The organism is Algoriphagus sp. (assembly GCF_039969895.1).
GTDB lineage: Bacteria > Bacteroidota > Bacteroidia > Cytophagales > Cyclobacteriaceae > Algoriphagus.
Genome location: NZ_JBDVMZ010000014.1, coordinates 274,715 through 297,692 on the forward strand (window position 1 = coordinate 274,715; position 22,978 = coordinate 297,692).

The following is a 22,978-nucleotide window of genomic DNA, read 5'->3' on the forward strand; positions in this document are numbered from 1 at the left end:
GGGTGGATAGACGGTGATTTTGACATACTCTGGTGTGATGATTAAGGTTGCAGTTGATGTTCAAATTTACAACATAAGAATTAAACTGGCGGTTCAGGGAAATTATTCACTTGAGTAAACTTCTCACTCAGGACGTCAAAACTCAAGCAAATATGCTGTAAACCGTTGCTAATAAGCAGAAAAGGTGTCTTCAATTCTTTGTGATACATGCAAGCCTGCTCTATAGTTTTTTGTGTCAGCTTTACTTTTGGTGCCTTACATTCAATGAGTAAGTACGGCTTACCGCTTTTATCCCAAACAACTACGTCTGTGCGCTTAAGTAATTTATTGTACATCAGCCCTTTTTCTAAGGCCAAAAGTCCTTTCGGGAAATTAAGCTGGGTAATCAGAAAGTTAACCCAGTGCTGTCTCACCCATTCCTCCGGTGTGAGCACCAAATGTTTTTTGCGAAGCGAATCAAAAACCCAGAATTTACCCTCCTTTTGCAGCAGCTGCGGATCGAACTGAGGTAAATTTAAATGGGGTAATTGGACTTGGTCCAGGTTTGAATCCATGATTCAAAGATGGGCAAAATCACTCAGTTAGTAAAAAATGAAAGGGGATGCCTACTGAAAATCTAAGTACGGTGAGATTTTATTTACCCATTCTGCCTTGAAAATCTTGATCTGCTTGATATCATCCGGTGACTCGAAATCTCCATGTTGCTTGCGGTACGCTACCAAAACCTTAGCTTCAGCATAGGTGAAATAGGGATGCTTAGCCAAATCATCAACATCTACTTCGTTGATTTTCAGACGTCTGAAAATATTCGGCGAAAAATCAAAATACTCCCATATCGCATCGATTGTCTCTGGCTTCAACCCGTAAACTTCCGAAAGCTGACTTTTGCTATGAAGTCCACCTAGATTTTCTCTGAATTTCACTATTCTACTCGCAGTACTTTGACCTATCCCGGGTACAATTTGGAGCAAGATAGAATCTGCCTCTGCGAAGGCTATGCGATTCAAATTTTCTACTTGTTTGGCATTTGATTTCTTAACTACGGTATCCTGGGGATTGAATGCAGGAAATTTAGAGTTGATAAGACTGATGTTTGAAGCTTGGAGACTATCGATCGTAGTTAAATAGCTGAGATGAAACTTTTCAGCACTCGATCGCCTTAGGTGTTTTAAAATCGAAGTAAATGCTACGAGGGCTATCAATACAGGGATAAGTAGGATGAAACCCCGAGATTCCTTTCTAGAAAACCCTAGGTAAACCTTCAGCCAATAAAAAAATCTTGCGCTCATGGTAGGAGTAAAAAAGGCACATGGTATCAATTATACTTTAAGGTAACTGTATTTGATTCAGAAATCAATAGCGGAGATACCGGAGCCAAAAGCCGTGAGAGTTATTTAGATAGATTTTAAATTAAAAGTTCATGGACAAAATGAACACTTCCCTTGCCTTAGTCTGTTAAATTTGCAGTCCAAGCCTCTAATCGATGCCAGTTAAATTCCGAGCACTTAGTTTATCACATAAAAATGCACCAGTTCAAATCCGGGAAATCATTTCTTTGGACGAGCAGGATGTACAGGTGATCTTACTGAAAATCAAGGATTTTTTTAGCTTAAACAACGCCTTGGTTCTCTCCACCTGCAATAGGACCGAAGTATATTACACCCACGAGCGAGACATCAGCACTGAGATCATCAAGCTAATAGGTCTAGAAAAAGGCTTAGCAGATATCGTCAACTACCTCGAGTATTTTGAGATTTTCAACGAAGACAAGGCCGCAATCAGACACTTATTTCGAGTTTCTATGGGTCTTGAAGCTCAGGTGGTGGGAGATATTCAGATTTCTAATCAGATAAAGAGAGCCTATCAAGCCGCCGCAGATTTGAATTTGGCGGGTCCATTCCTTCATCGATTGATGCACACGGTTTTTTTCACCAATAAGCGTATTGTTCAAGAAACGGCCTTCAGAGATGGCGCTGCTTCCTTGTCCTATGCTGCCATTGAATTGATCGAAAGCCTGACTTCAAACACCTTCGAACCAAGAATATTACTCATAGGAGTAGGTGAAATAGGTACAGATGTTGCAAAAAACATGGTTCATCTACCTACAGCCAAAGTCAAAATCACCAATAGAACGATCTCCAAAGCCGAAGCAATTGCTGCTGAAATGGGCTTTGAAGTAGTTCCCTATGAGAATTGCCAAGAAGCAATGGAAGAAGCAGACGTTATCGTTTGTTCTATTCTCCGCTCCGAGCCTTTCATCACGAAGGAATTGGTGAAGAAATTCCAGATCGATAGCTATAAGTTGCTGGTCGATCTTTCTGTACCTAGAAGTATAGAAACTTCCGTAGAAGATATTCCTGGGGTAGTTCTCTATAATGTGGACAATATCCGTAGCAAAGCTTCAGAAACCTTGGAAAAAAGATTAGCTGCTGTACCCAAAGTAGAAGAAATAATCGAAGACAGTATCAAGGAGTTTTTTGATTGGAAAAAAGAGATGATCGCATCGCCTACCATCAACAAGCTCAAGCAATCGCTAGAACAAATCCGTCAGGAAGAAATGGCGAGATATATGAAAAATACGGATGCTAAAGAAATTGCCGTGATTGACAAAATCACCAAAAGTATGATGCAGAAGATTCTCAAAGTTCCTGTGGTGCAACTACGAGCAGCTTGCCAGCGCGACCAAGCAGAGGAAATGATTCAGATCATCTCTGATTTGTTTGACTTGGAAAAAATAAAAAGCGAGTAAAATAGGCCACTTCCCCATTAAAAATGACCAAAGGATTGAATCAAACCTTTGGTCATTTTATCTTTAGCAGCATTCAGAATAATCAACCGCTCGATGAATAAAAAATTTACCCTAATCCTAGGAATCATCACCTCCTTGCTATTTTCAGAAGATGTTTTGTCTCAATCCTGGGAAGTTTATAACACCAAGCTTCAGCTCCAGTCACGGTTGATCTATGATGAAATTGATTTTCTGAGCGAAACTGTGAGGATAGGAAAAATCGGAAATGAACTCTCTCTGCTTTCAAATGACATGAAGCCTGCCGTACCCTTGGTTGGAACGGAAATTTATCAATATTTAGAGCCTTGGATTCTAGTGAAAGGCCCGAAAGGAATTGGTGCTTTTCATGAATATGGCCAGCAAGTGTTGCCTTTGGAGTATGAGAAAATTGACACCTATTTCAACCTTCTTTTGGCAAGTAAAGGAAATGAATATTGGTTGTTTCAGAGAGGTGCAAACAAAACAACCTATCTGGGTGAATTGGATGATGCAAAAATCACAAATACAGGATTAGTAATCACCCGCAAAGGGAGCGAATATTCCCTTCCCTTGTCTCTAAATCCAGATAAAACTTTCGAACTTCTAGCAGATAATGAGGGGGAATTTGTACTAGCCAAAGAACCCAGCGGATATGGATTGATCAATCGTGAAGGAGATTATGTGTTGGAACCCATCATCGAAACCTTGCAGCATACGCATGGTAATTTCTATTTCGGATTCAACCAAGATCAATATTTACTAATAGAAGGCAACGATATCCAATCTAATATTCGTTACAACTCCTTCCACAAGATTACCTTCGAAAATGATGTCATGCTAGAATACATTCATGGCAAACTACGCCGGGTAATGGAAGATGACGGAATATTGCTTGACGATGTGGGAATTACCTCGGTCAATAAAATCGGCAAAAACCTTTACAATGTTCATTTCAGAGATGCAAGAATTGGTTTGTTGGGAAAAAAAGGATGGCTGGTAAAGCCCATGCTAGCGGTAGATGAAATCAAATTTGGTAATGAAGAACTATTCCCTGCCAAATCAAAGGGCGCAGTGGGTTTCGTAAATTCAGAAGGAAAATGGGTGATCCAACCTCAATACGCTGAGACCACCCTCTTCTCAGAAAAAATAGCTGCCTACAGAACCGCTCAAAACTGGGGATTACTAAACACTCTGGGAGAAGCAATCGGGCTTGCGAGCTGGGATGAAATAAAGCCCTTTCAAAAAGGCATCGCAATCGCTCAACGTTCGGGTAAGGTTTACCTCCTAGACAAATCTGGTAATCTAGTAAACACAGAAGGCTTTGATGCTATTTTCAGGACGACAGATGGGTATTTCATTGTAGAAAAAGCTGGTAAAACAGGACTTCTCAATAGTGAAGGTTCGGTCGTCATCCCCGCCGAATTCGAGAAACTCCGACGAGAGCGACTGAATTTTGTCATCGTTCAAAAAGATGGATTGACAGGGGTAATCAATGAAAATGGAGAAGTTTTACTTCCCTTAGCTTATAAAACAATCCTGGTAGATTGGTCAAATGGCCAGATTTTTACCAAAAATGACTATGTCCCGACTGTGATTCAAACCATGGAGGAAGTAGGGAAAAGAAATAAAAAAGGGGCCTAAGCCCCTTTTTTATTTCTTTTCTCCTTTGCCTTTCCCCGAATCTTTGGATTCATCTGAATTGGCGATAGATTCTCGCATGGAAGTGTCAGATTTGATATTTTCCATTTTGTAATAATCCATTACACCAAGTCTTCCAGAGCGAAATGCCTCTGCCAAAGCTTTTGGAACTTCAGCCTCGGCTTCTACCACTTTAGCACGCATTTCTACATTCTTAGCTTTCATCTCTTGCTCCAGCGCCACCGCCATAGCTCTTCGCTCTTCAGCTCTTGCTTCTGCAACTTTTAGATCTGCTGATGCCTGGTCTATTTGCAATTTCGCACCGATGTTAGTTCCCACATCGATATCTGCAATATCTATGGAAAGAATTTCAAACGCAGTTCCTGCATCCAAGCCTCTTTGAAGAACCAGCTTGGAGATTTTATCAGGATTTTCCAATACACTCTTATGGGTAGCAGCGGAACCTATAGAAGTGACGATTCCCTCTCCTACTCTGGCGAGAATAGTCTCTTCACCTGCTCCACCGACCAACTGAGCGATATTCGCTCGGACAGTTACTCTGGCTTTGGCGATCAACTGAATCCCATCAGCAGCTACAGCAGCTACATTAGGTGTATTGATCACCTTTGGATTAACAGAAATTTGAACTGCTTCAAACACATCTCTTCCTGCTAAGTCTATGGCGGTTGCCTGCTTGAAAGTCAGGTTAATATTGGCTTTATCAGCCGAGATCAATGCACGGATTACATTAGGAATATTTCCACCCGCCATGTAATGTGTCTCAAGTTCATTTGTCGTCATCTCCAAACCTGCTTTGGTAGCTGTGATCAATGAGTTAACAATAATGCTTGGTGGCACTTTTCTTATTCGCATTCCTATAAGTTCCCCGATGCCTACTCGAACATTCGAAAACTGAGCAGTGATCCATAGATTAACAGGAACAAAGTATAAGAAGATGAAAAGAAGGACAATTCCTGCGACAGCGGCCACGAGGATAAACATTGAACTGTTGGGATCTAGATTCTCCATGTTATTTGACTAAGATTTTATTGTTTTCAATTTTGATAATCGTCACGGTAGTTTCTACCGGAATAAATCCATTCTCGGACTTCACTTCATAAATCACATCCGCAAAGCTGGCCTTTCCAAATGGCTTCAAATCTGATATAGCAATGCCTTCCATTCCCGACTCCAATCCAATAGTGCGTCCATCAAAAGCTCCACCTTCCATAGAAGATTTAAGTGAAAAACGATTCCATACTCCTGAGCTAAAGCCATACACAATAGCAGCCATATTCAACACTACGGCAAGAGCAGTCACCCACCATGCGATCTCCGCATCAAAGCTTAGAAATGCGTAAGCCACTCCAGCCAAGCTGACGGCCAGGCCAAAGATTCCCACGACTGTAGTGCCAGGCACAAAGAGAACCTCTGCAAGCAAAAGAATAAGTCCGATAAGTAGTAGGCTGGATAGAACTAGGATGGTCATTGACTTTTCAGAAAAAGAATAGATGTCCAAAATACATGTTTCCTAGTTACCCCTAATCAAATACCACTTAAAAAAGCCTAGTTTTTTTGTTCCGCAAAAAACCTGTAGATGCGACTGGGCTTGAGCAGGAGAAGTCACTTGAAAATTAAACTAGCGTTCGACCATTGCTGGTGTAACAAGTGGTAATGGAAAGCTTCTATTAAATAACCTTAATGTGACTTACATTATCAGGAAGAAAACTAGTGATGATCGAAATCAAGTGGAATCTGGAAAACCGATTACTCGCAAAAAAGCCTGAGTATAGATCCCATTTGCAAGACCAGTCTAAAAAACTAGAATATTGTGATCCGCAGTGATATCAGGCGCATGGGATTGTTGGATACCTGTATGCAAGATGGACGACCGAAATGGCCTACATTATTAATTTAATTAATACCAAGATTGGTATTTTCTTTACTGGTAGAAAAGCGGGTAATTCTAAATGAGCATCAGGCTTAGCTCATCCTTCTGGAGTCGCTTCCAGATTTTCATTCAGCAGGCCACTTTTCTTGATTTCCTGGACGCTTCCCGCAGTCAGAATTTCTTCCAGATCCATGCCTGAAAGCATATCCGCAGTGCCTGTACCCATTCCCATTACCGTTCTCATGGCATCCTGAGTAGTGGTAGGGAGAAAAGTAAGTAATTCCTTGGGCACATGATAGATGTTACCATTGGTGGGATTTGGAGCGGTAGGAACAAAAACCGTGTAGAGTTGCTCGTTGACCTGATCAGTAACAAAGCCTGTCATCATGGTGCCAGATCTGAACGGATCCAGCAATACCACCTCAGAGAAAGGAAGTTTTTTCAATCCCACAAACTGAAAAACAGTCTGATGAATAAGATTATAGAGCGGGAGTTTGGTTAGGTACTTTTTCTCAAAACTTTTGAAATAAACTTTACCCACTTTGTTTCGTACCAGCAACCCGATACAAAATACAAACACACAAAAAATCCCCAATGAAAGCACGTTGATTATCCAGTGAGGGTCGTCAGTCCCCGGATCTAGCATGGCGCTCACCGGTGCAACTATCCCGAAAATAAAATTGAATACAAAAGAAATCAGGACTAGGATAATGGTTAGCGGTAGAAGGATTAAAAACCCTTGAATCAAACTATCCATAAAAATCCCTCTGTTAGATTTATCTTTTTTGCCTTCGGAGGTTGTGGGTTTCGCGATCATGATTGGGGAGAATTCCAAAATCGCAGGAAACCTTCGATAGATATATCCTGCGATTTAGTTTGATAAATGATTAGATGATCTTTACTATTTCCTTACTAGATGCATCACCAGTGAGATCACTAGCAAGACCAGGAAAATGTAAAAGATGATCTGGGCTATGGAAGCTGCTCCTGCAGCTATCCCACCAAATCCTAAAACTGCCGCGATAAGCGCGATTACTAAGAAAATTAATATCCAGCGTAACATATTATATATTGGTTAATGGTTCGATTGATTAGGACTCAAAACCGTACCAATAAGCCTGAACGCGCTCTAAGGCCATTCTGGAGGCTTGCCAACCAACTAGTAATAGCTTATTGGGGATATTCAGCCCCAAAAATGGCAATAGAACTAGACAAAAAAAACCTACTCTTTTACCTATCAAAATGGCCTAACTTCTCCAGCGGATCTAATTGTACTTTGCCTAGGGCCAGTTATTGATTTCAAAACAGAGATATTCGCTTCAATAAAGTAAGAGTAATTCTTAATAGGGCTTAAAATTAAGAACCGATCATTTTTGTTGAAGGGTATAAAGTCTTCCGGTCTTGCAACCATACGAACATTAATCGCTATGTATCGATGTGATAGCTGATTCTTTTCTGCAGGATCAAAAAACTCTCGATTAAAAAAATCTACTTGATCTTTTCAAAAACAAGCTTTCCTGATCCTGGACTGGTACTGATAGGTTGCAAAACCATCCTCTCAGTTCCAAACGCTACGATCTTTGCCTGCTTCACTTCAGATCCGGTTTTTATGGTGAGGATATTATTGGAATTGATCTCTATGGTTGCCTTTTTTTGAACCACCTCACTCTTCACATAATCCGTGTACTTGAGACTATCGCCTGCCACAAAAATATAGACGGTGTTTTCCAATCTATTCTGAATTTTATATTCCAAGCCAGCACGCATGGCTGAATCAGAGCTTTTATACTGCGGGGAATTCCTCAACTCATCCATGGCATCGAAATGAACCAATTGCCAAGTACCGATGAGCTGTTCGAACTTCACTTGACTACTCTGTAGGATAAGGGCTAGTAAAATCGTAGAGATATATGTAAGATACATGTGAGTTTAAGGGCAATTATTTTGCCATACTAATGAGAGGAATCGAGAAGCTAATTTTCAAGTTTGAGATTCTCTTGCTTGCTGTGCAAATAAGGGAGCCATTGCTCCGCTTGTCTTTCGGCATATTCCGATAGAAAATAAGCCAGGGAGGGTTTAAAGGGTTTGGTACGAAGAGTAAGCCCTGACTGATCCGGGGTTTTATCACCTTTAAGGACATTGCATCGGTGGCAGGCCGTAGTGAGGTTTGTCCAGTTTGATTTCCCTCCTTTTGATCTAGGGATCACATGATCTATGGTCAGCTGTCTTTTGCTGCCACAGTATTGACATTCCCCTTTATCCCTACGGAAAAGGTTTACCCGATTGAGCAATACGCCTCTGTAAGGAATGTTTTTGTAGGAATTGAGACAGATGACCGCCGGGTAGTCAAAGCTTTTACTTACAGTTCTGATCTGTAAAAGTTCATAAGTAGCGAGGCTAGTGGCTTTTTCCAAAAGTAGTAGTACGATGGCTTTTTGAGGCGAAACTACCGCCACGGGAGAATGATCTAAATTTAATACCAACACCCGCTTTTCCATAGGTTAACTGATGATTGATCGTGTTTCTACTTCTACCTGATCATCCTTACTGCTCCAGATGAGATATTCCCATTCACTAAGGTCCGAAACCCTGATCCGATTATCCATCCACATTACTTCTTCAGCCCCTAGGTAGAGTGCGTATTTCGTATGCTTTTTTCCCAGCTCCTTGAAAACCATCAAATCACCCGGCAAAACCAATTCAGGGTCAATTTTTCTACCTGGTAATTGCCCGGAAAGCCAGGAATAGCCTGCAATAGTAAAGATCAACTCAAACCCCTGAATCTCATCCAGCCCAAAAATACTTCTCCCTCCAGCCTGATAAGGCGCATTTACGTATTTGACCGCAATCTCGATCAACTCCTCCCTATCCGACTTCACCGCATGACTACGTACAGAACCGGTAAAACCAATGTGGTCCTTCCAATTGAACAACTCCAAATCAGAAAAATGTAACCTGCTCCCGGGAAGGAGATAAAGATTGGTTCCTTGATATTCTATGGCTGCGATGGGGCTACTGACTATTTGAAAATCAGTATTGAGGAATTTGTGGTAATCTGATTTGGGAATTTCTTTTAAGGTCTGCGTCGTGATCCAGCCTTGCAAACCGGTGTCTTCATGGAAAACCTTAAACCATTGCTGATCTGAAGTCATCGCTATCGTCTGATAGCATTCTCCGAAAAGCAACTGCGTGACTAAAGCGGAGTCAAAAGTAGGTCTGCGATATAGGGGGAGAATTGTCTGCCTGCAGATCCCAAAAGCATCAATCAAAGGCCATTCGCTGGATTTCTCTTTTCGCATCTTTTTCCTTCAGGTCCTGTCTTTTGTCGTGTGATTTTTTACCTCTACCTAGCGCAATTTCCATTTTTGCCATGCCTCGGTCGTTGATAAATATACGAACAGGAATAATAGTCAAACCCTTTTCCTGCGACTTAGTTTCGAGTTTTTCCAGTTCTCTTTTGCTCAGCAGCAACTTTCTGTCTCTGATCGCCACATGATTGTAGCTTGCCGCCATAGAATATGGCGCAATGTGGAGCTGACGTACATAAAGCTCTCCATCCAAAAAAACACAAAAAGATTCTGTAAGAGACACCTTAGACTCCCGGATCGATTTGATCTCTGTGCCTTTCAGTACCATTCCAGCTACGTAGGTATCGATGAACTCAAACTGGAATCGAGCTTTTCTATTTTTGAGGTTGATGACTTTGTCAAACTTATTTTCCTTAGCCATGCTTAGATTTTCATTTTTGCGAGCGGTGTCACATCCATAGTGGAGAATTCACCTTTCAGGTATTTATAATGTGCGGCCATGGCAATCATGGCGGCGTTGTCAGTGCAGTATTCGAATTTTGGGATGTACAGGTTCCATCCTTTTTGTGCAGCCAGCAATGTCAGCGTATCTCTCAAACCTGAATTGGCGGAAACTCCGCCGGCAATAGCGATTTCCTTAACGCCGTATTTTTTCACCGCTGCTTTCAGTTTGATGAGTAGCATTTCCACCAGTGAATACTGTATGCTAGCGCAAAGGTCTGCCAAATTCTCCTCGATAAACTTTGGATTTTCTTTCAACTGATCCCTAAGAAAATAAAGCACTGCGGTTTTGATGCCGCTAAAGGAGTAATTCAATTCGGGCATTCGGGTGATAGGGAATTGGAATGCTTTAGGGTTTCCTTCTTTGGCATAGTTGTCAATAAGCGGACCTCCGGGATACGGCAAACCCAAGAGCTTTGCAGTTTTGTCAAATGCCTCTCCCACCGCATCGTCTTGCGTCTCCCCGATCACTTCCATTTCCAGATGACTCCTCACCAGCACCAACTGCGTGTGCCCACCGCTCACTGTCAGGCAAATAAAGGGAAAACTGGGTTTGGGATCTTCTATGAAATGTGCCAAAATATGCGCGTTCATGTGATTCACCTCGATCAAAGGAATTTTTCTGGCGAAAGCAAAAGCTTTAGCAAAGCTCACTCCTACCAGCAAGGAACCCATCAGACCTGGACCTCGGGTAAAAGCTATGGCTGAAAGTTGATCTTTGGAAATCCCGGAAGTCAAAATAGCCTCCTGAACGACCGGAATGAGGTTTTCTTGATGGGCACGCGAGGCAAGCTCGGGCACCACTCCCCCATATTTTTCGTGAACCGATTGCGTGGCGACAATATTATTAAGTACTTTGCCGTCAGCTATTACGGCTGCCGAAGTCTCGTCGCACGAGGATTCAATTGCTAGAATAATAATATCGTTGGTACCCATTGGAAAAGAACGCGAAAGTTAAGGATTTTTTGCACAAAGCGTTTCGGGTACTTCTTTGGATAGTTTTTACTTCAGTCATGCTTTTCGTAATTGTGGCTCTTTCTCTGCAGATTCCTTGGGTTCAAAATCAGGCAATCAGCACAGTTTCAGGCATTCTCAACAAAAACTCCACTTTTACTACCAACATCGGCCGAATTCAACTTACCTGGTGGGATGCGTTGGAATTAGACGACGTGGTCATCCTGGATCATCGGGATAGTATGATGATCTCTGCCAAAAAAATCCATGCTGACTTTGAATTGCTGGCTTTAATCCCACCTGGCACCACTACCATCAATGCCGTACGCATGGAAAACGCCAAACTCCATATGCTTACCCATGCTGGTGATTCTGCTATGAATATTAATATCTGGGTAGATGAACTGGCGAATATGTTCAGCACATCCAGCAAATCTTCCAGTCCAACTCAGTTGCAGATCAATACTGTTGAGCTGCGAAATTCCGAAATTTTCCTGGTGAACGAGATCACGGACGCGATTACCAAAGGACTGGATTATACCAAACTCCGCTTTTCGGATATCACCTTAAACGCCACTGATTTCTACTTAGACGGACCGGAAATCGGCGTTAATATTAAAATACTTACTGGAAAAGAGCTCACTTCTGGTCTGGAAATCAAGGAACTTAAAACCAAACTAACCTATGCCAGGGAGTTTTTGGAATTTGACAGACTCAGTCTCAAGTCCACCAATAGTCATATCAAGAACTTTCTGCGCTTTGAATACGCTACCCCAGCTGCTTTTGCCAATTTTGTAGAAGAAGTAGTACTTATCACCAGTCTCGATGAAACTAAAATTGATCTTCGGGACCTGAAGCTATTTGCGCCAGCACTACCCGATATAGCTGATGAAATATACCTCTCAGGAACTGTGTCTGGGCCGGTATCGGATCTACGCTCAGACGAGTTGCTGATCAGACTGGGAGAAAAAACCGCGATTTTCGGAGCCTTCAGACTGGATGGGCTTCCTGCTATAGAAGATACCTACATCAACCTTTCACTTAAAAACTCCACGGTTTTGGCGAGAGATTTAGCGCCTTATCTGCCAGCGGATATTTCCAAGCAAATCAATAAATTCAATCTCATCCGACTAACGGCAGACTTTGCCGGCTATTTGAATAGGTTCGATACCAATGGAGAATTCAAAACATCCATAGGAAATATCACCGGGCGTGTGAATTTCGATAGAGTGGATGGCCTGCCTACGACAGTTTCCAATATTTCCACACAAAATCTTGACCTGGGCGTGATCGCTGAAAACAGAGATTTGTTACAAAAACTTACACTAAAAGGCAGGGTAAATACCACAGGAAACTCTCTGGAAAATCTCCTAATCGATGTGGATGCGGATGTTTCGGCGTTCGGGGTTCAGGGTTATGTTTATAGCAATATTAAAACAGATGCTACCTACGGCCTGGATTTGTTTAAGGGAAATCTAGCCATCAATGACCCCAACTTGAAGATCAATGCAAACGGGGAATTGAACCTCCGCGAATCCACAGATTCTGTCCGCATGAGTCTGCAAATCGACACGGCATTTCTGGATCAGCTGAACCTCACCGAAAAAGCCACCTTTATAAGTGGCAATTTGGACATAGACGTCAAAGGAATAGAACTCGATGACATTCAGGGTATTGCCAGGTTCAGAAACATCAAAGTAGGCTACGAAGATCGGTTTCTGGATGTGGGAAATTTCAACTTCCAGTCGCTTTTTGCCGGAGGCACTCGTACCATGTCTATCAATTCTGACTACTTGGTGGCGGCAGCTTCCGGACAGTTCAATTTGGAGCAAATGGGAAGGGATTTAGATATTTTGCTTCAGCAGTACGTGGCTATTATTCTCAATGAGGAACAGCCTATAGCTGATCTGGAGCGGAATTTTTCAGAAAACTATAATCTAGATCTGAACCTACGACTCATCCATATCAACCCCATCGTGCAGCTGTTCGAACCCAATCTTAGCCTCTCTAGAAATATGGTATTAGAGGGTGCTTTCTACCAAACTCAAGAAAATACAGTCTTCAATTTTTTCACCAGTATTGATACATTAAAATACAAAAACAACACAGCCCAACAGGTCAACATTGACTTCAACACATCCAAACTGATCAATAGCCCTGATATTTTGGCGTCTTTCTATGTTTTCTCCAAAACTCAAGCACTCGGCAGCTCCCTGGAGTTCACCAATTTCGGGTTTGAAGCTATATGGGACAGGGATGAAATGGATATTGATTTCACGCTCGACCAGGATTCCACGCAAAGTTCCGCCCGAGTTAATGCCACGGCTAGGTTCTCAGCGCTGAATACCCAACTTGCCTTTGAGCCCTCCTCATTAAAAGTGCTAGACCGTGAGTGGAAATTTGACTCCCTCAATCTTATCACCATCACTCCAGGCCTAATTCAAGTAGATAGTCTGAGGCTATTCAACGAAAATCAATCCATTTCCCTACAAGGAAAAGCTAGCGCTCAGCCTGATGATCAGCTTAGCCTCGCGGTAAATAATGTGAATATTGACTTGCTCAATACACTTTTCCCTCAGGATTTTGATGGAACTGCCAATGGTCTGATTTCTGTGGAGCACTTGCTGGAGAAAGCATCCATGGAAGGGGAGTTTAGCCTGAGCGATTTCGCAATCAATAAATTCCCGATTGGAGATATGAGCGCCACCGCTGAGCTGGAATCCGGGCGAATGAATTTATCCCTCACCAACGTAAATCAGGGTAAAAAGACGATAGACTTGAGTGGCTACATGCTCATGGAGAATCAGGAGCTGAATATGGAGGCGATTCTGAATGACGCTAGTTTGGTGATTTTGGAGCCTTTTCTATCCAACTACCTCTCCGATATGGGCGGAACTATCGCTGGCAACATTGATGTGAGAGGAACCATGGCTTCGCCTCAGGTGGATGGTATTGGTAAGCTGAACGACGGGAGGCTGACAGTGAATTACCTCAAAACCACCTATCTGCTAAATGGCAATTTACTATTCAGACCTAACCAGGTCAGTCTTCAACAACTCGTACTGAATGACCTCTATGGCAATAGAGCTACACTGACAGGAGGAATTAATCACCAGGGATTCAAGGATATACGTCTTGACATCCGATCAAATCTGAATAACCTACAGGTGATGAATACGACGGACAAGGACAACGAGACGTTCTATGGAACTGCTTTTGTCTCCGGCACGGCTGAGGTAATCGGCACCACCAAAAACATGGATATCAATGCGCGCGTGACCAGCGAGCCGAACACGAGGATCTATATCCCGCTTCGTAGTAGCAATACTCAAGCTCAGGAAGATTACATCCATATGATCAATATCCAAGACACTGTTCGTATCAAACAAATCGCTGAGGAAGTCAATCGACTGGAAATCGAGAATGTGAGGATGAATTTCGTCCTAGATCTTACCCCGGATGCGTATGCTGAGATTATTATAGATCCGCAGACAGAAGAAGGAATCTCAGGTAGAGGCCGTGGCGTATTGACGATGAATGTGGATACTCAGGGTAATTTCACCCTGAATGGCACCTACGAAATCACGGAAGGGATGTATAATTTCTCCCTTTATAATGTCTTGAAAAAACAATTCAGCATTAAACCGGGCGGTAGAATCAGCTGGTATGGCGATCCCTATCAGGGCATCATGGACATCTCAGCGGAATATACCGAAAGCGTGTCCCTGCAGCCTCTCTTAGCTAATATCACTACTACCGACAACCAGAGCTCGACTTCCAGTCGCAGATATCCCGTGAAAGTATTATTGAATTTGGATGGCGAGCTGCTTTCTCCTGCTATCAGTTTTGGGTTTGATTTCTCGGAATTCCCCTCCAGTGGAGAAATCCAGACGACAATTTCTTCCTTCCAAACCAAAATAGCTGCTGACGAACAGGAGATGAACCGACAGGTATTCTCGGTAATTATGACGCGCTCCTTTTCGCCCGAAGGTCAATTCTCCGGTGTTTCTACCATTTCTTCCAGCTTGGGCCAGTTGCTCTCTTCCCAACTAAATAGCTTTCTGGGACAGGTGGATAAAAACCTGGAAGTAGATCTAGATGTGGCTAGTCTGGATCAAAATGCGCTCGAAACCTTCCAACTCAGCGTAGCTTACACGTTTTTGGATGGCCGTCTTAGAGTCTCTAGAGATGGTGGATTCACCAACAATCAGGGCAATGCCAGCGCCTCTTCCATCATCGGAGATTGGCAGGCAGAATATTTACTTACCGAAGATGGTGTATATAGAATTCGGATTTTCAACAGAAATAATTACAACACCTTCACCTCCTTATCTCTTTCCGAAAATGTTTCCACGTACGGAGTTTCTGTTTCCCAAAGCGTCTCCTTCAATTCATTCTCTGAGCTTTTCAGCAAAATCACCCGTAAGAAAAAGGACAAATTGATCATCAACGACCAAGATGATTTCTTGAGGTATGATTTAGAAAATAAGGAATGGACGCCCATCGAATTAGACAACATCGAAGAGAGGCTAGATTCTTTGGATCAGGAGCGCAAGATCAGATTTATGAAGGATGGGGGCTTTAAAAGTGGTAATTGAAAAATGATTATATGAATATCCGCAATAATGCCACTCACCTTATATTCCTTGCTTATCTGGTTGGAAGACCGATGACCAAAGCGGCCTCAATTCTTAAGTTTAACATTTGCTACATTGCTTATTCCACCTTACTGGTAGAAATGCGGATAATCATAAATGATTATCCTAAAAGCTGACAGTCGCCATGAATTCTTTGCTTTTCAGGTGGGAAATAATTGGAATTTTCTAAACAATACCCCTTCTTTCATTATTACACTTACTAAAAACCAATGAAAAAAATCAGCATTTTTTGGTTCAGAAGAGACCTCAGAATAGAAGATAATCATGGCTTGTTTGCCGCACTGAATGAAAGTGAGCAGGTGTTGCCCCTATTTATTTTTGACAGGAATATCCTGGATAAACTGGAGAATAAAGCAGACGCCAGAGTAGAATTCATTCACGAACACGTGACAAGACTTCATCATGAATTAGAAAAAAAGGGATCTTCCATCCTGGTGAAATACGGGGAACCTGAGGCCGTTTACAAGGAGTTAATGAGCGAGTACGACATTCAGGCTGTCTTCACCAACCGAGATTATGAGCCTTATGCCAAAAGCAGGGATGAAAAAATCAAGAAGATCCTCGAAGAGAAAGAGATTCCATTTCACTGCTATAAGGATCAAGTAATTTTTGAGCCTGGAGAAATATTGAATGGATCAGGTGAATTCTACAAAGTTTTCACTCCATTTAGCAAAGTATGGCTGGACAAATTCAACGCTTCAGAAGTACCTGATTATCAGCCCATGCAATGGAAAAACCTTCTAGAGACTAGTGCATTCGAGCTTCCTTCGTTAGAAGACATTGGTTTTACCAAGACTGAAATCTCTACTCCTCCCAAAACTGCAGACGAGGATACCATAGCCCATTACGATCAAACGCGAGATTTTCCCGCCAAAAACGGCACCTCCAGACTGGGAATTCATCTACGCTTTGGTACTATTTCTATCAGAAAACTCGCCCTTCGTGCTTCCGAGCTTAACGCTACTTTTCTCAATGAACTGATCTGGCGAGAGTTTTATATGATGATTTTGGCTTACACCCCTGAGGTGGTTGACAAAGCCTTCAAACCTGCCTACGACCAAATCCCTTGGAGAAATAACGAAGAGGAATTCGAAGCTTGGTGTCAGGGAAAAACCGGTTATCCCATCGTAGATGCTGGAATGCGCGAATTGAATCAAACAGGATACATGCACAATCGCGTTCGGATGGTCGTCGCTTCTTTCCTCACCAAACATCTGCTGATTGATTGGCGCTGGGGCGAGGCTTATTTTGCAGAGAAGCTCCTGGACTATGAATTGGCCTCGAATAATGGCGGCTGGCAATGGGCTGCAGGCACCGGAACGGACGCCCAACCCTATTTCCGCGTATTCAATCCAAGTTCCCAGCAGGAAAAATTTGACAAGAACTGGAAGTATATCAAAAAATGGATTCCTGAAATAAATTCAGATAAGTACCCAAAACCGATCGTAGATCATAAATTTGCAAGGCAACGTGCAATCGATACCTACAAATCAGCCCTGAATTAATGAATATTGGAGACCGAGTAAGGCTACTACATGGAAATGAAGAAGGAATTATCCGCAAAATCTCTTCTAGTGGTAGAATGCAAATAGAAATTGAGGATGGATTCATCATCCCTGCATTGAAGTCGGAATTAGTGCTGATTCATGAGGCTGAAAAGAAGCATTTTGGAGAAAAGCCGGTAGAAGAAAAAGAAGTCGATACAGCACTTCCGATTTCCGGCCCGAAGGATCAAGGATTATATCTCGCCTTTCTGCCTATCAACGACCAAAGCCTTAGCCTCTATCTAATCAACGACAGCCGGCAAGCCTACCTCGCCCATGCTTCTGAAGTCCATGGCACAAACCAACGAACCCTGCTCGCCGATAAATTGAATCCGGGAGAATCAAAGAAATTCGACGACCGACTGTTGAAGGAGATGGACGAATGGCCTGCTTTTTTGCTACGTTTTATTCCCATTCATAATACACTGGAAAAAGCTATTCCTGCCTTCGAGCGTCAGTTGAAAATGAAACCTACGCAGTTTTTCAAACATCTGTCTAAAGCACCTCGCTTGGATAAAACTGCTTACATTTTTCACCTAGAACAAACTACCAAAGAACTCGACATACGAGCACTCAATCAGGAACTAGACGAAATCAGACCAAAATCTGAACCTCAAAAAGCCGTAAAACCTTCGCGATCTATAGATCTACACATTGAAAAACTAGCCACAGATCCCAAAGGAATGAGCAATTCGGAGATGCTAAGGGTACAGTTGGAGGCTTTCGAAAGAAATCTCGACCAAGCCATCGTCTCGGGAATGGATGAGATCACCTTCATTCATGGGATTGGCAATGGGGTGCTGCGAAAAGAAATTCACAAGCGTCTCAGTCAACTCCAGAATATTAAGTATTTTCAGGATACACAAAAGGATCAGTGGGGCTACGGTGCGACACTGGTCAGAATCTCCTAACTATGCAGGCAAAAGTATCCCCTGTCTTTCAGCTTCTTGAGTCACAGCTGCAAGAGGCGAAAGTTATTTTTTTGACTTTGGGTAAGCAGATAAAGTCGAAAAAGGCAATAGAGTTGCTCGGGAAAATGGAATTTCTGGAGCTCTATGCTGACTTGATGGCCAAGGTTCATTTTGAAATCGAAGGCTTGAATTTCAACATCTTCAAAGATTTCAAGGATTTGAAGAGAAGCCTTCGCAAAATTCATCATTTCAAACTAGCCGAAAAGAGTCTGAATGATCGAGAAGAAAAGCTGGGGATCAAATTCAATGGTTACAGAATTCATCTGGATAAATATAAAAAGCAACTCTACAACGAAGCTTTTGATTTGATCGTCGGAAGTACCTTGAAAAGCTGGGATGACTTCCATGACAAAGCCATGAAAGCGAGCCGAGGCATCAAACCCTTGGGGATTCATACTGCAGTCAACCAGCTCATTCAAGAGGAACTGGATTTTTTTCAACTGGACAAGAAAGGGACTATGGATAGCAAGGCCCTAAAAGACACATTTGACGGACTGAGGACGATCATCATGCTAGAAAACCTGCTGATTCACTTAGGCTTCAATTCAATTTTTATCCCGGCTATCCACCAAGAAATCGCCGCACTCAAGGATAATCTCAAACCTTGGTATTCGAATCAGCTTTCGCTGCAATCTCTCACGCATTTTCTTCGGGACAAACCCGATGCAGGTAAAAAATACCTAGAATGGCTGAAGGAACTCAAGGATCAGAAAACCCGCCTTTCTTCCCAGGCCGAAACTCAGGCACATCAGTTGTTCGATAAAATTTTGGGGTAAACTTCCTAGGTCAAGTGCAGAATAGCCAGGTAAAAATCAGTACGATTCAATTCTCCTAGGCTAGTTACTAAAGCACTGAAAATAGACGCTTATAAAAAAACCGAGCGATTAGGCTCGGTTTCAAAATTGGTTTAGTACTTCAGAATTATCTCTCCAGACTTATGTATTTTAAGAATTCGTTTCGAGTTTGTTCGTCTTTCTCAAACTTCCCTGAATAGAAAGACGTCAACGTAGAACTGCTCGTATCCTTCACTCCTCTCGAACTCACACACATGTGGTCAGCGTCCATAATTACAGCGACATCATCCGTTCCCAGCGCTTCGATCAATTCATTTCCGATCTGCATGGTCAGACGCTCTTGCACTTGAGGCCTTTGTGAAAAATACTGAACGATACGATTGATTTTGGACAACCCAATCACTGAACCATTGGAAATGTATGCCACGTGAGCTTTGCCATGGATAGGTACAAAGTGATGCTCACAGTGGGAAAAAAAGGTGATATTCTTCTCCACCAGCATTTCGCTGTACTTGTATTTATTTTCGAAAAGCTTAGCGACAGGCTTGTTCTTTGGGTCCAATCCGCTAAATACCTCTTTGACATACATCTTTGCCACACGATGTGGCGTGCCCTTCAGGCTGTCATCAGTAAGATCCAGACCCATGATATGCATGATCTCTCTGAAATGTTTCTCGATCAACTCGATTTTCAATTCATCATCCATCACGAAAGCATCCTCTCTTAAGGGTGTTTCTAGGGAAGTTCCCACGTGTTCATCTCCGATGTCTTCCGCAGATGCTCTAGCGATATTAATTCCCATCGTATTCAACAAAGTTTCTTTCTGTTTCATATAGTCGAATTGTTAACTCGAATTTTCGATCAATTTTTTCCCTTAAAATATTCCAAATAACCACTGCAATGTTCTCAGCGGTTGGGTTAAGTTCTTTGAATTCATCGGTATCCAGATTTAAATTTTTATGATCTAATTTCCTTAACACATGCTCCTTGATCAAATCTGAGAGCAATTTCATATCATATACGTAGCCCGTCTTTGGGTCGATTTCCCCTCTTAACTTAACGATCAACTCGTAATTGTGACCGTGAAAGTGAGGATTATTACACTTACCAAATACTAATTGGTTCTTTTCCTCAGACCACTCAGGATTGTGTAGTCGATGTGCTGCGTTGAAATGTTCTTTTCTGTAAACTGATACTTTCATGAGTTGGTGAAACAGCGGCTTTTCAACTTTTGTTTGAATTATTTTAGTTTTATACTGTTACAGAACTACAAGCAACCTGAAATACAGTAAGATAAATTTTGGAACGCGAAATTACAGAATTATCTAGAGGTATTAAAATCACCCTGAATACCTCTAAACCTTAGATTCATCTTGTATGGTTCCCTGAAAAATTTCACAACTTTTATGATCAAAATCATAAGAGACTGACTTCAAGTTCGTTTGTACTCACAGAACATCAAGCTAAATTTGTCAGATCACTCCATTGCTTATGCTTTCACAAACTCTTGCGATTACCTTCCTTTTATTCATAGGAATTTTCCCCAATCCAGATTTCAAAGAATACAACCCAAGTTCAATTACTGCACACGATCCTGTTTCAGCACTTTACGAAGGCCTAAACAGCAGCACAGGAGAGCTACCGTCCAAGGAAGTTTTCACGATGGCTTTTCAAGGATGGAGCAAAATGAAGGATAAGTTAGCTTCAAAAGTCCTTACCGTTATCGATTTCAGCCTTCCTTCCACAGCTAAACGCATGTGGATCATAGATCCTGAGAAAGGTGAAATCCTTCTAAATTCAGTGGTTTCCCATGGTAGAAATTCCGGTGATTTGATGGCAAATTACTTCTCCAATCAACCAGAATCCTTCAAAAGCAGCTTGGGTTTCTACAAAACTGCAGAAACTTACAGTGGGAAGCATGGCTACTCGCTGAGGCTGGATGGATTGGAAAAAGGGTTCAATGACCAAGCAAGAAACCGAGCCATTGTGATTCACGGGGCTGATTATGCTCGGGAAGAATTTGCGAAGTCAGTAGGAAGATTAGGCAGGAGTTTGGGCTGCCCGGCACTTCCAAGTGAACTTTCTGCGCAAGCTATAGACCTAATCAAAGATGGATCCTTACTTTTTATCTTTGGGAAGGACGAAAACTATCTCAATAAATCAAGCCTGATCAAGGCCTGATTTATTGCTTCGCAAAGCTTTCAACAACGCAGCATCCCGATTATAGACGTCAGATCTAAAGTTTGCTTTTCCATCAGCATCTGCCCAAAAGGTCATATAAAGAATAACTACCGGGATATCTCGATCTAGCTCAACTACTTCTTCATTTTGCTGATTCATAGCTGCTTGGATCTTTTCATCATCCCAGTCGCTGTTATTGAGGAGAATTTTCGCAAACTGATCCGGATTCTGAATTCGAATACAGCCATGGCTTAATGCTCTGGTTTCTTTTTCAAACAGGCTTCTTGCCGGAGTATCATGAATGTAGATATTGTATTCGTTTGGGAACATAAACTTCACCAAACCCAGCGAATTATCGCCGCCTGGCTTTTGTCTCACCCGGTAACCCTGATCTTTTGAGAGATTGACTTGAGTAGCTTTGACTACTTCGCCAGATCCATTGACTACTTCCATATTTTTCTCAGCGAGATAGTTTGAGTTTTTCCTCAATGATGGAATAATCTCCTCGTTAGTAATAGACTCCGGAATATTCCAATAAGGGCTAAAAACGATGTAACTCATGGGTGCAGTGAAGGTCGGCGACTCATTATATTCCTTACCTACGATTACTTTGGCAGAGAATGTCGTATCCGAATTTTGTAAATAGTCAAGCTGATAGTTGGCGACATTCACTAGTACCATTTCCTTTTTCCAATCCAGTGCGGGCATCCAGCGAAGCCTTTCCATATTGATAGAAGCGATGTCAATCAGATCTTGTGGGGATTTATTCAAGGATTCTGCGACTAAGGTACCAATCACTCCGTCAGGATTCATTCCATTTGATTCCTGATAATCCTGAAGCCCCCTGTACATCGCAGAATCAAATAAAGTCGGGTCTTCCAACTGTTCATTTTTCAGAAAATCCCAAAAAATCAACCGCTTGCGCAAAGCAGGAATTGCAGCATGCTTCTCTCCTACTTCTATTGCTCCATCCACTGCAGCAAACTCCCAGGTTAGCGTGTCATTTTTCTTGATTTCATACAGATTTTTTATTGCTTCTCTACCTCGGGAATACAAGTCAGTAGTGGGATAAAGAGTTGCTAAAGTCTTCTCAACGGAACCTCCATTGGCTACTTTTTCGAGAAGGCTCAAATAATCAACCTTAGTTTTCTTAGCTTCAAACTTCCAATTCTTATCTAAACTGGCTGGATTCACCTTGCCATTTTCCAAATCACGTGCGAGACCGAAGAAGCTATCAGTAAGCAGAAGCTCCAAGGTTACTTTTTCATCAGCGGAAAGATTTCGGAATTTCTTGTTCGCTTGATCTTGATCAATAGACAATTCATAGATCTTGGCCAGATTATAATCTGCGGGCTGCAAACCATCATATTTTGATTCTTCAATCTGGGTCAATAGCGCCTTTCCTTGCTTGGATAGTGTCCCGTTGAACAACCAAACCTCCATGTATTCTCTTTCGGTGTAAAAATTCCTGATTTCCTCAGAGAATCTAGAACTTCCCAACACAGGATTTTTGCCCTCATTAAAAGCTGTCTCCAACTCATCCGAAATATCAGACCTACGCTGATTGAAAAACCAAATCAATCCAACTCCTAGAAGCAATATGGCTGAAAGTGAAATAATTATCTTCTTGTTCATAAAAGGCGTTTTTGTATAGCCTCTTACTAGTCAAAGTTCGTACACTTATCTGTTTCAGCCTTGAATTTCCTCAAATCCCAGCCCTTCTAGCTCATTTTCAAGACCATAACTATATCGGGATTTCAAGGTAAAATCC

General features: G+C 42.1%; 21 protein-coding genes. 7 read left to right on the plus strand and 14 right to left on the minus strand.

What is annotated here, in order from left to right; genetic code table 11:
* Positions 1-80 precede the first annotated feature (80 nt).
* Positions 81-554 (minus strand): type I restriction enzyme HsdR N-terminal domain-containing protein, encoded by a 474-nt coding sequence (locus ABJH64_RS12535; RefSeq protein WP_348274218.1) that lies wholly within the window; start codon positions 552-554, stop codon positions 81-83.
* A 51-nt stretch (positions 555-605) separates the two neighbouring features.
* Entirely contained in the window at positions 606-1,289 is a 684-nt protein-coding gene (locus ABJH64_RS12540; RefSeq protein ID WP_348274219.1) for a helix-hairpin-helix domain-containing protein, read from the minus strand.
* Between the two features lie 194 nt (positions 1,290-1,483).
* Between ABJH64_RS12540 and hemA the strand changes: the two genes are divergently transcribed.
* Positions 1,484-2,749 carry a glutamyl-tRNA reductase gene (gene hemA, locus ABJH64_RS12545; protein ID WP_348274220.1) on the plus strand — a complete coding sequence of 422 codons (1,266 nt, stop codon included), beginning with the start codon at positions 1,484-1,486 and terminating at the stop codon, positions 2,747-2,749.
* Positions 2,750-2,842: 93 nt separating this feature from the next.
* On the plus strand, positions 2,843-4,408 hold the full coding sequence (locus ABJH64_RS12550; RefSeq protein ID WP_348274221.1) for a WG repeat-containing protein: 1,566 nt from the start codon (positions 2,843-2,845) through the stop codon (positions 4,406-4,408).
* Between the two features lie 9 nt (positions 4,409-4,417).
* On the opposite strand, the gene floA is transcribed toward ABJH64_RS12550, so the two are convergent.
* The 9 genes from floA to tsaD all read right to left on the minus strand — a co-directional run bounded on the left by floA (position 4,418) and on the right by tsaD (position 11,041).
* Positions 4,418-5,434 carry a flotillin-like protein FloA gene (gene floA / locus ABJH64_RS12555; RefSeq protein ID WP_348274222.1) on the minus strand — a complete coding sequence of 339 codons (1,017 nt, stop codon included), beginning with the start codon at positions 5,432-5,434 and terminating at the stop codon, positions 4,418-4,420.
* Between the two features lies 1 nt (position 5,435).
* Positions 5,436-5,894: an NfeD family protein gene (locus tag ABJH64_RS12560; RefSeq protein WP_348274223.1), complete on the minus strand. Its 459-nt coding sequence runs from the start codon at positions 5,892-5,894 to the stop codon at positions 5,436-5,438.
* A gap of 499 nt (positions 5,895-6,393) precedes the next feature.
* Complete coding sequence (locus ABJH64_RS12565) at positions 6,394-7,113, minus strand: DUF502 domain-containing protein (RefSeq protein WP_348274224.1); 720 nt, start codon at positions 7,111-7,113, stop codon at positions 6,394-6,396.
* A gap of 84 nt (positions 7,114-7,197) precedes the next feature.
* Positions 7,198-7,359 (minus strand): DUF1328 family protein, encoded by a 162-nt coding sequence (locus tag ABJH64_RS12570; protein ID WP_348274225.1) that lies wholly within the window; start codon positions 7,357-7,359, stop codon positions 7,198-7,200.
* A 425-nt stretch (positions 7,360-7,784) separates the two neighbouring features.
* Complete coding sequence (locus ABJH64_RS12575; RefSeq protein ID WP_348274226.1) at positions 7,785-8,219, minus strand: hypothetical protein; 435 nt, start codon at positions 8,217-8,219, stop codon at positions 7,785-7,787.
* Positions 8,220-8,269: 50 nt separating this feature from the next.
* The gene (locus ABJH64_RS12580; protein WP_348274227.1) at positions 8,270-8,794 is read right to left on the minus strand and encodes an HNH endonuclease; all 525 of its coding nucleotides are present in this window, start codon (positions 8,792-8,794) and stop codon (positions 8,270-8,272) included.
* 3 nt (positions 8,795-8,797) lie between these two features.
* Positions 8,798-9,595, minus strand: a complete 798-nt coding sequence (locus ABJH64_RS12585; RefSeq protein ID WP_348274228.1) for a hypothetical protein — start codon at positions 9,593-9,595, stop codon at positions 8,798-8,800.
* A complete protein-coding gene (gene smpB, locus ABJH64_RS12590; RefSeq protein WP_348274229.1) occupies positions 9,558-10,025 on the minus strand; it encodes an SsrA-binding protein SmpB in 468 nt (155 codons plus the stop codon). Before smpB ends, ABJH64_RS12585 begins: the two co-directional genes overlap by 38 nt.
* A gap of 2 nt (positions 10,026-10,027) precedes the next feature.
* On the minus strand, positions 10,028-11,041 hold the full coding sequence (tsaD, locus tag ABJH64_RS12595) for a tRNA (adenosine(37)-N6)-threonylcarbamoyltransferase complex transferase subunit TsaD (protein WP_348274230.1): 1,014 nt from the start codon (positions 11,039-11,041) through the stop codon (positions 10,028-10,030).
* Between the two features lie 77 nt (positions 11,042-11,118).
* Here tsaD and ABJH64_RS12600 point away from each other — a divergent pair, with 77 nt between their 5' ends.
* The 4 genes from ABJH64_RS12600 to ABJH64_RS12615 all read left to right on the plus strand — a co-directional run bounded on the left by ABJH64_RS12600 (position 11,119) and on the right by ABJH64_RS12615 (position 19,008).
* Entirely contained in the window at positions 11,119-15,657 is a 4,539-nt protein-coding gene (locus ABJH64_RS12600; protein WP_348274231.1) for a translocation/assembly module TamB domain-containing protein, read from the plus strand.
* 269 nt (positions 15,658-15,926) lie between these two features.
* Entirely contained in the window at positions 15,927-17,222 is a 1,296-nt protein-coding gene (locus ABJH64_RS12605; RefSeq protein WP_348274232.1) for a deoxyribodipyrimidine photo-lyase, read from the plus strand.
* The gene (locus ABJH64_RS12610) at positions 17,222-18,172 is read left to right on the plus strand and encodes a Smr/MutS family protein (protein WP_348274233.1); all 951 of its coding nucleotides are present in this window, start codon (positions 17,222-17,224) and stop codon (positions 18,170-18,172) included. Before ABJH64_RS12605 ends, ABJH64_RS12610 begins: the two co-directional genes overlap by 1 nt.
* A 2-nt stretch (positions 18,173-18,174) precedes the next feature.
* Complete coding sequence (locus tag ABJH64_RS12615) at positions 18,175-19,008, plus strand: hypothetical protein (RefSeq protein ID WP_348274234.1); 834 nt, start codon at positions 18,175-18,177, stop codon at positions 19,006-19,008.
* 145 nt (positions 19,009-19,153) lie between these two features.
* Here the strand turns inward: ABJH64_RS12615 and folE are convergent, their stop codons facing one another.
* Together folE and ABJH64_RS12625 are read right to left on the minus strand one after the other, a co-directional pair.
* Complete coding sequence (folE, locus tag ABJH64_RS12620) at positions 19,154-19,858, minus strand: GTP cyclohydrolase I FolE (protein WP_348299433.1); 705 nt, start codon at positions 19,856-19,858, stop codon at positions 19,154-19,156.
* Positions 19,818-20,228, minus strand: a complete 411-nt coding sequence (locus ABJH64_RS12625) for a 6-carboxytetrahydropterin synthase (protein ID WP_348277341.1) — start codon at positions 20,226-20,228, stop codon at positions 19,818-19,820. Before ABJH64_RS12625 ends, folE begins: the two co-directional genes overlap by 41 nt.
* Positions 20,229-20,517: 289 nt before the next feature.
* Between ABJH64_RS12625 and ABJH64_RS12630 the strand changes: the two genes are divergently transcribed.
* Positions 20,518-21,207, plus strand: a complete 690-nt coding sequence (locus tag ABJH64_RS12630; protein WP_348277340.1) for a murein L,D-transpeptidase catalytic domain family protein — start codon at positions 20,518-20,520, stop codon at positions 21,205-21,207.
* Here ABJH64_RS12630 and ABJH64_RS12635 read toward each other — a convergent pair.
* Positions 21,187-22,842, minus strand: a complete 1,656-nt coding sequence (locus ABJH64_RS12635; RefSeq protein WP_348277339.1) for a L,D-transpeptidase family protein — start codon at positions 22,840-22,842, stop codon at positions 21,187-21,189. The genes ABJH64_RS12630 and ABJH64_RS12635 overlap by 21 nt on opposite strands.
* Positions 22,843-22,978: the final 136 nt, after the last annotated feature.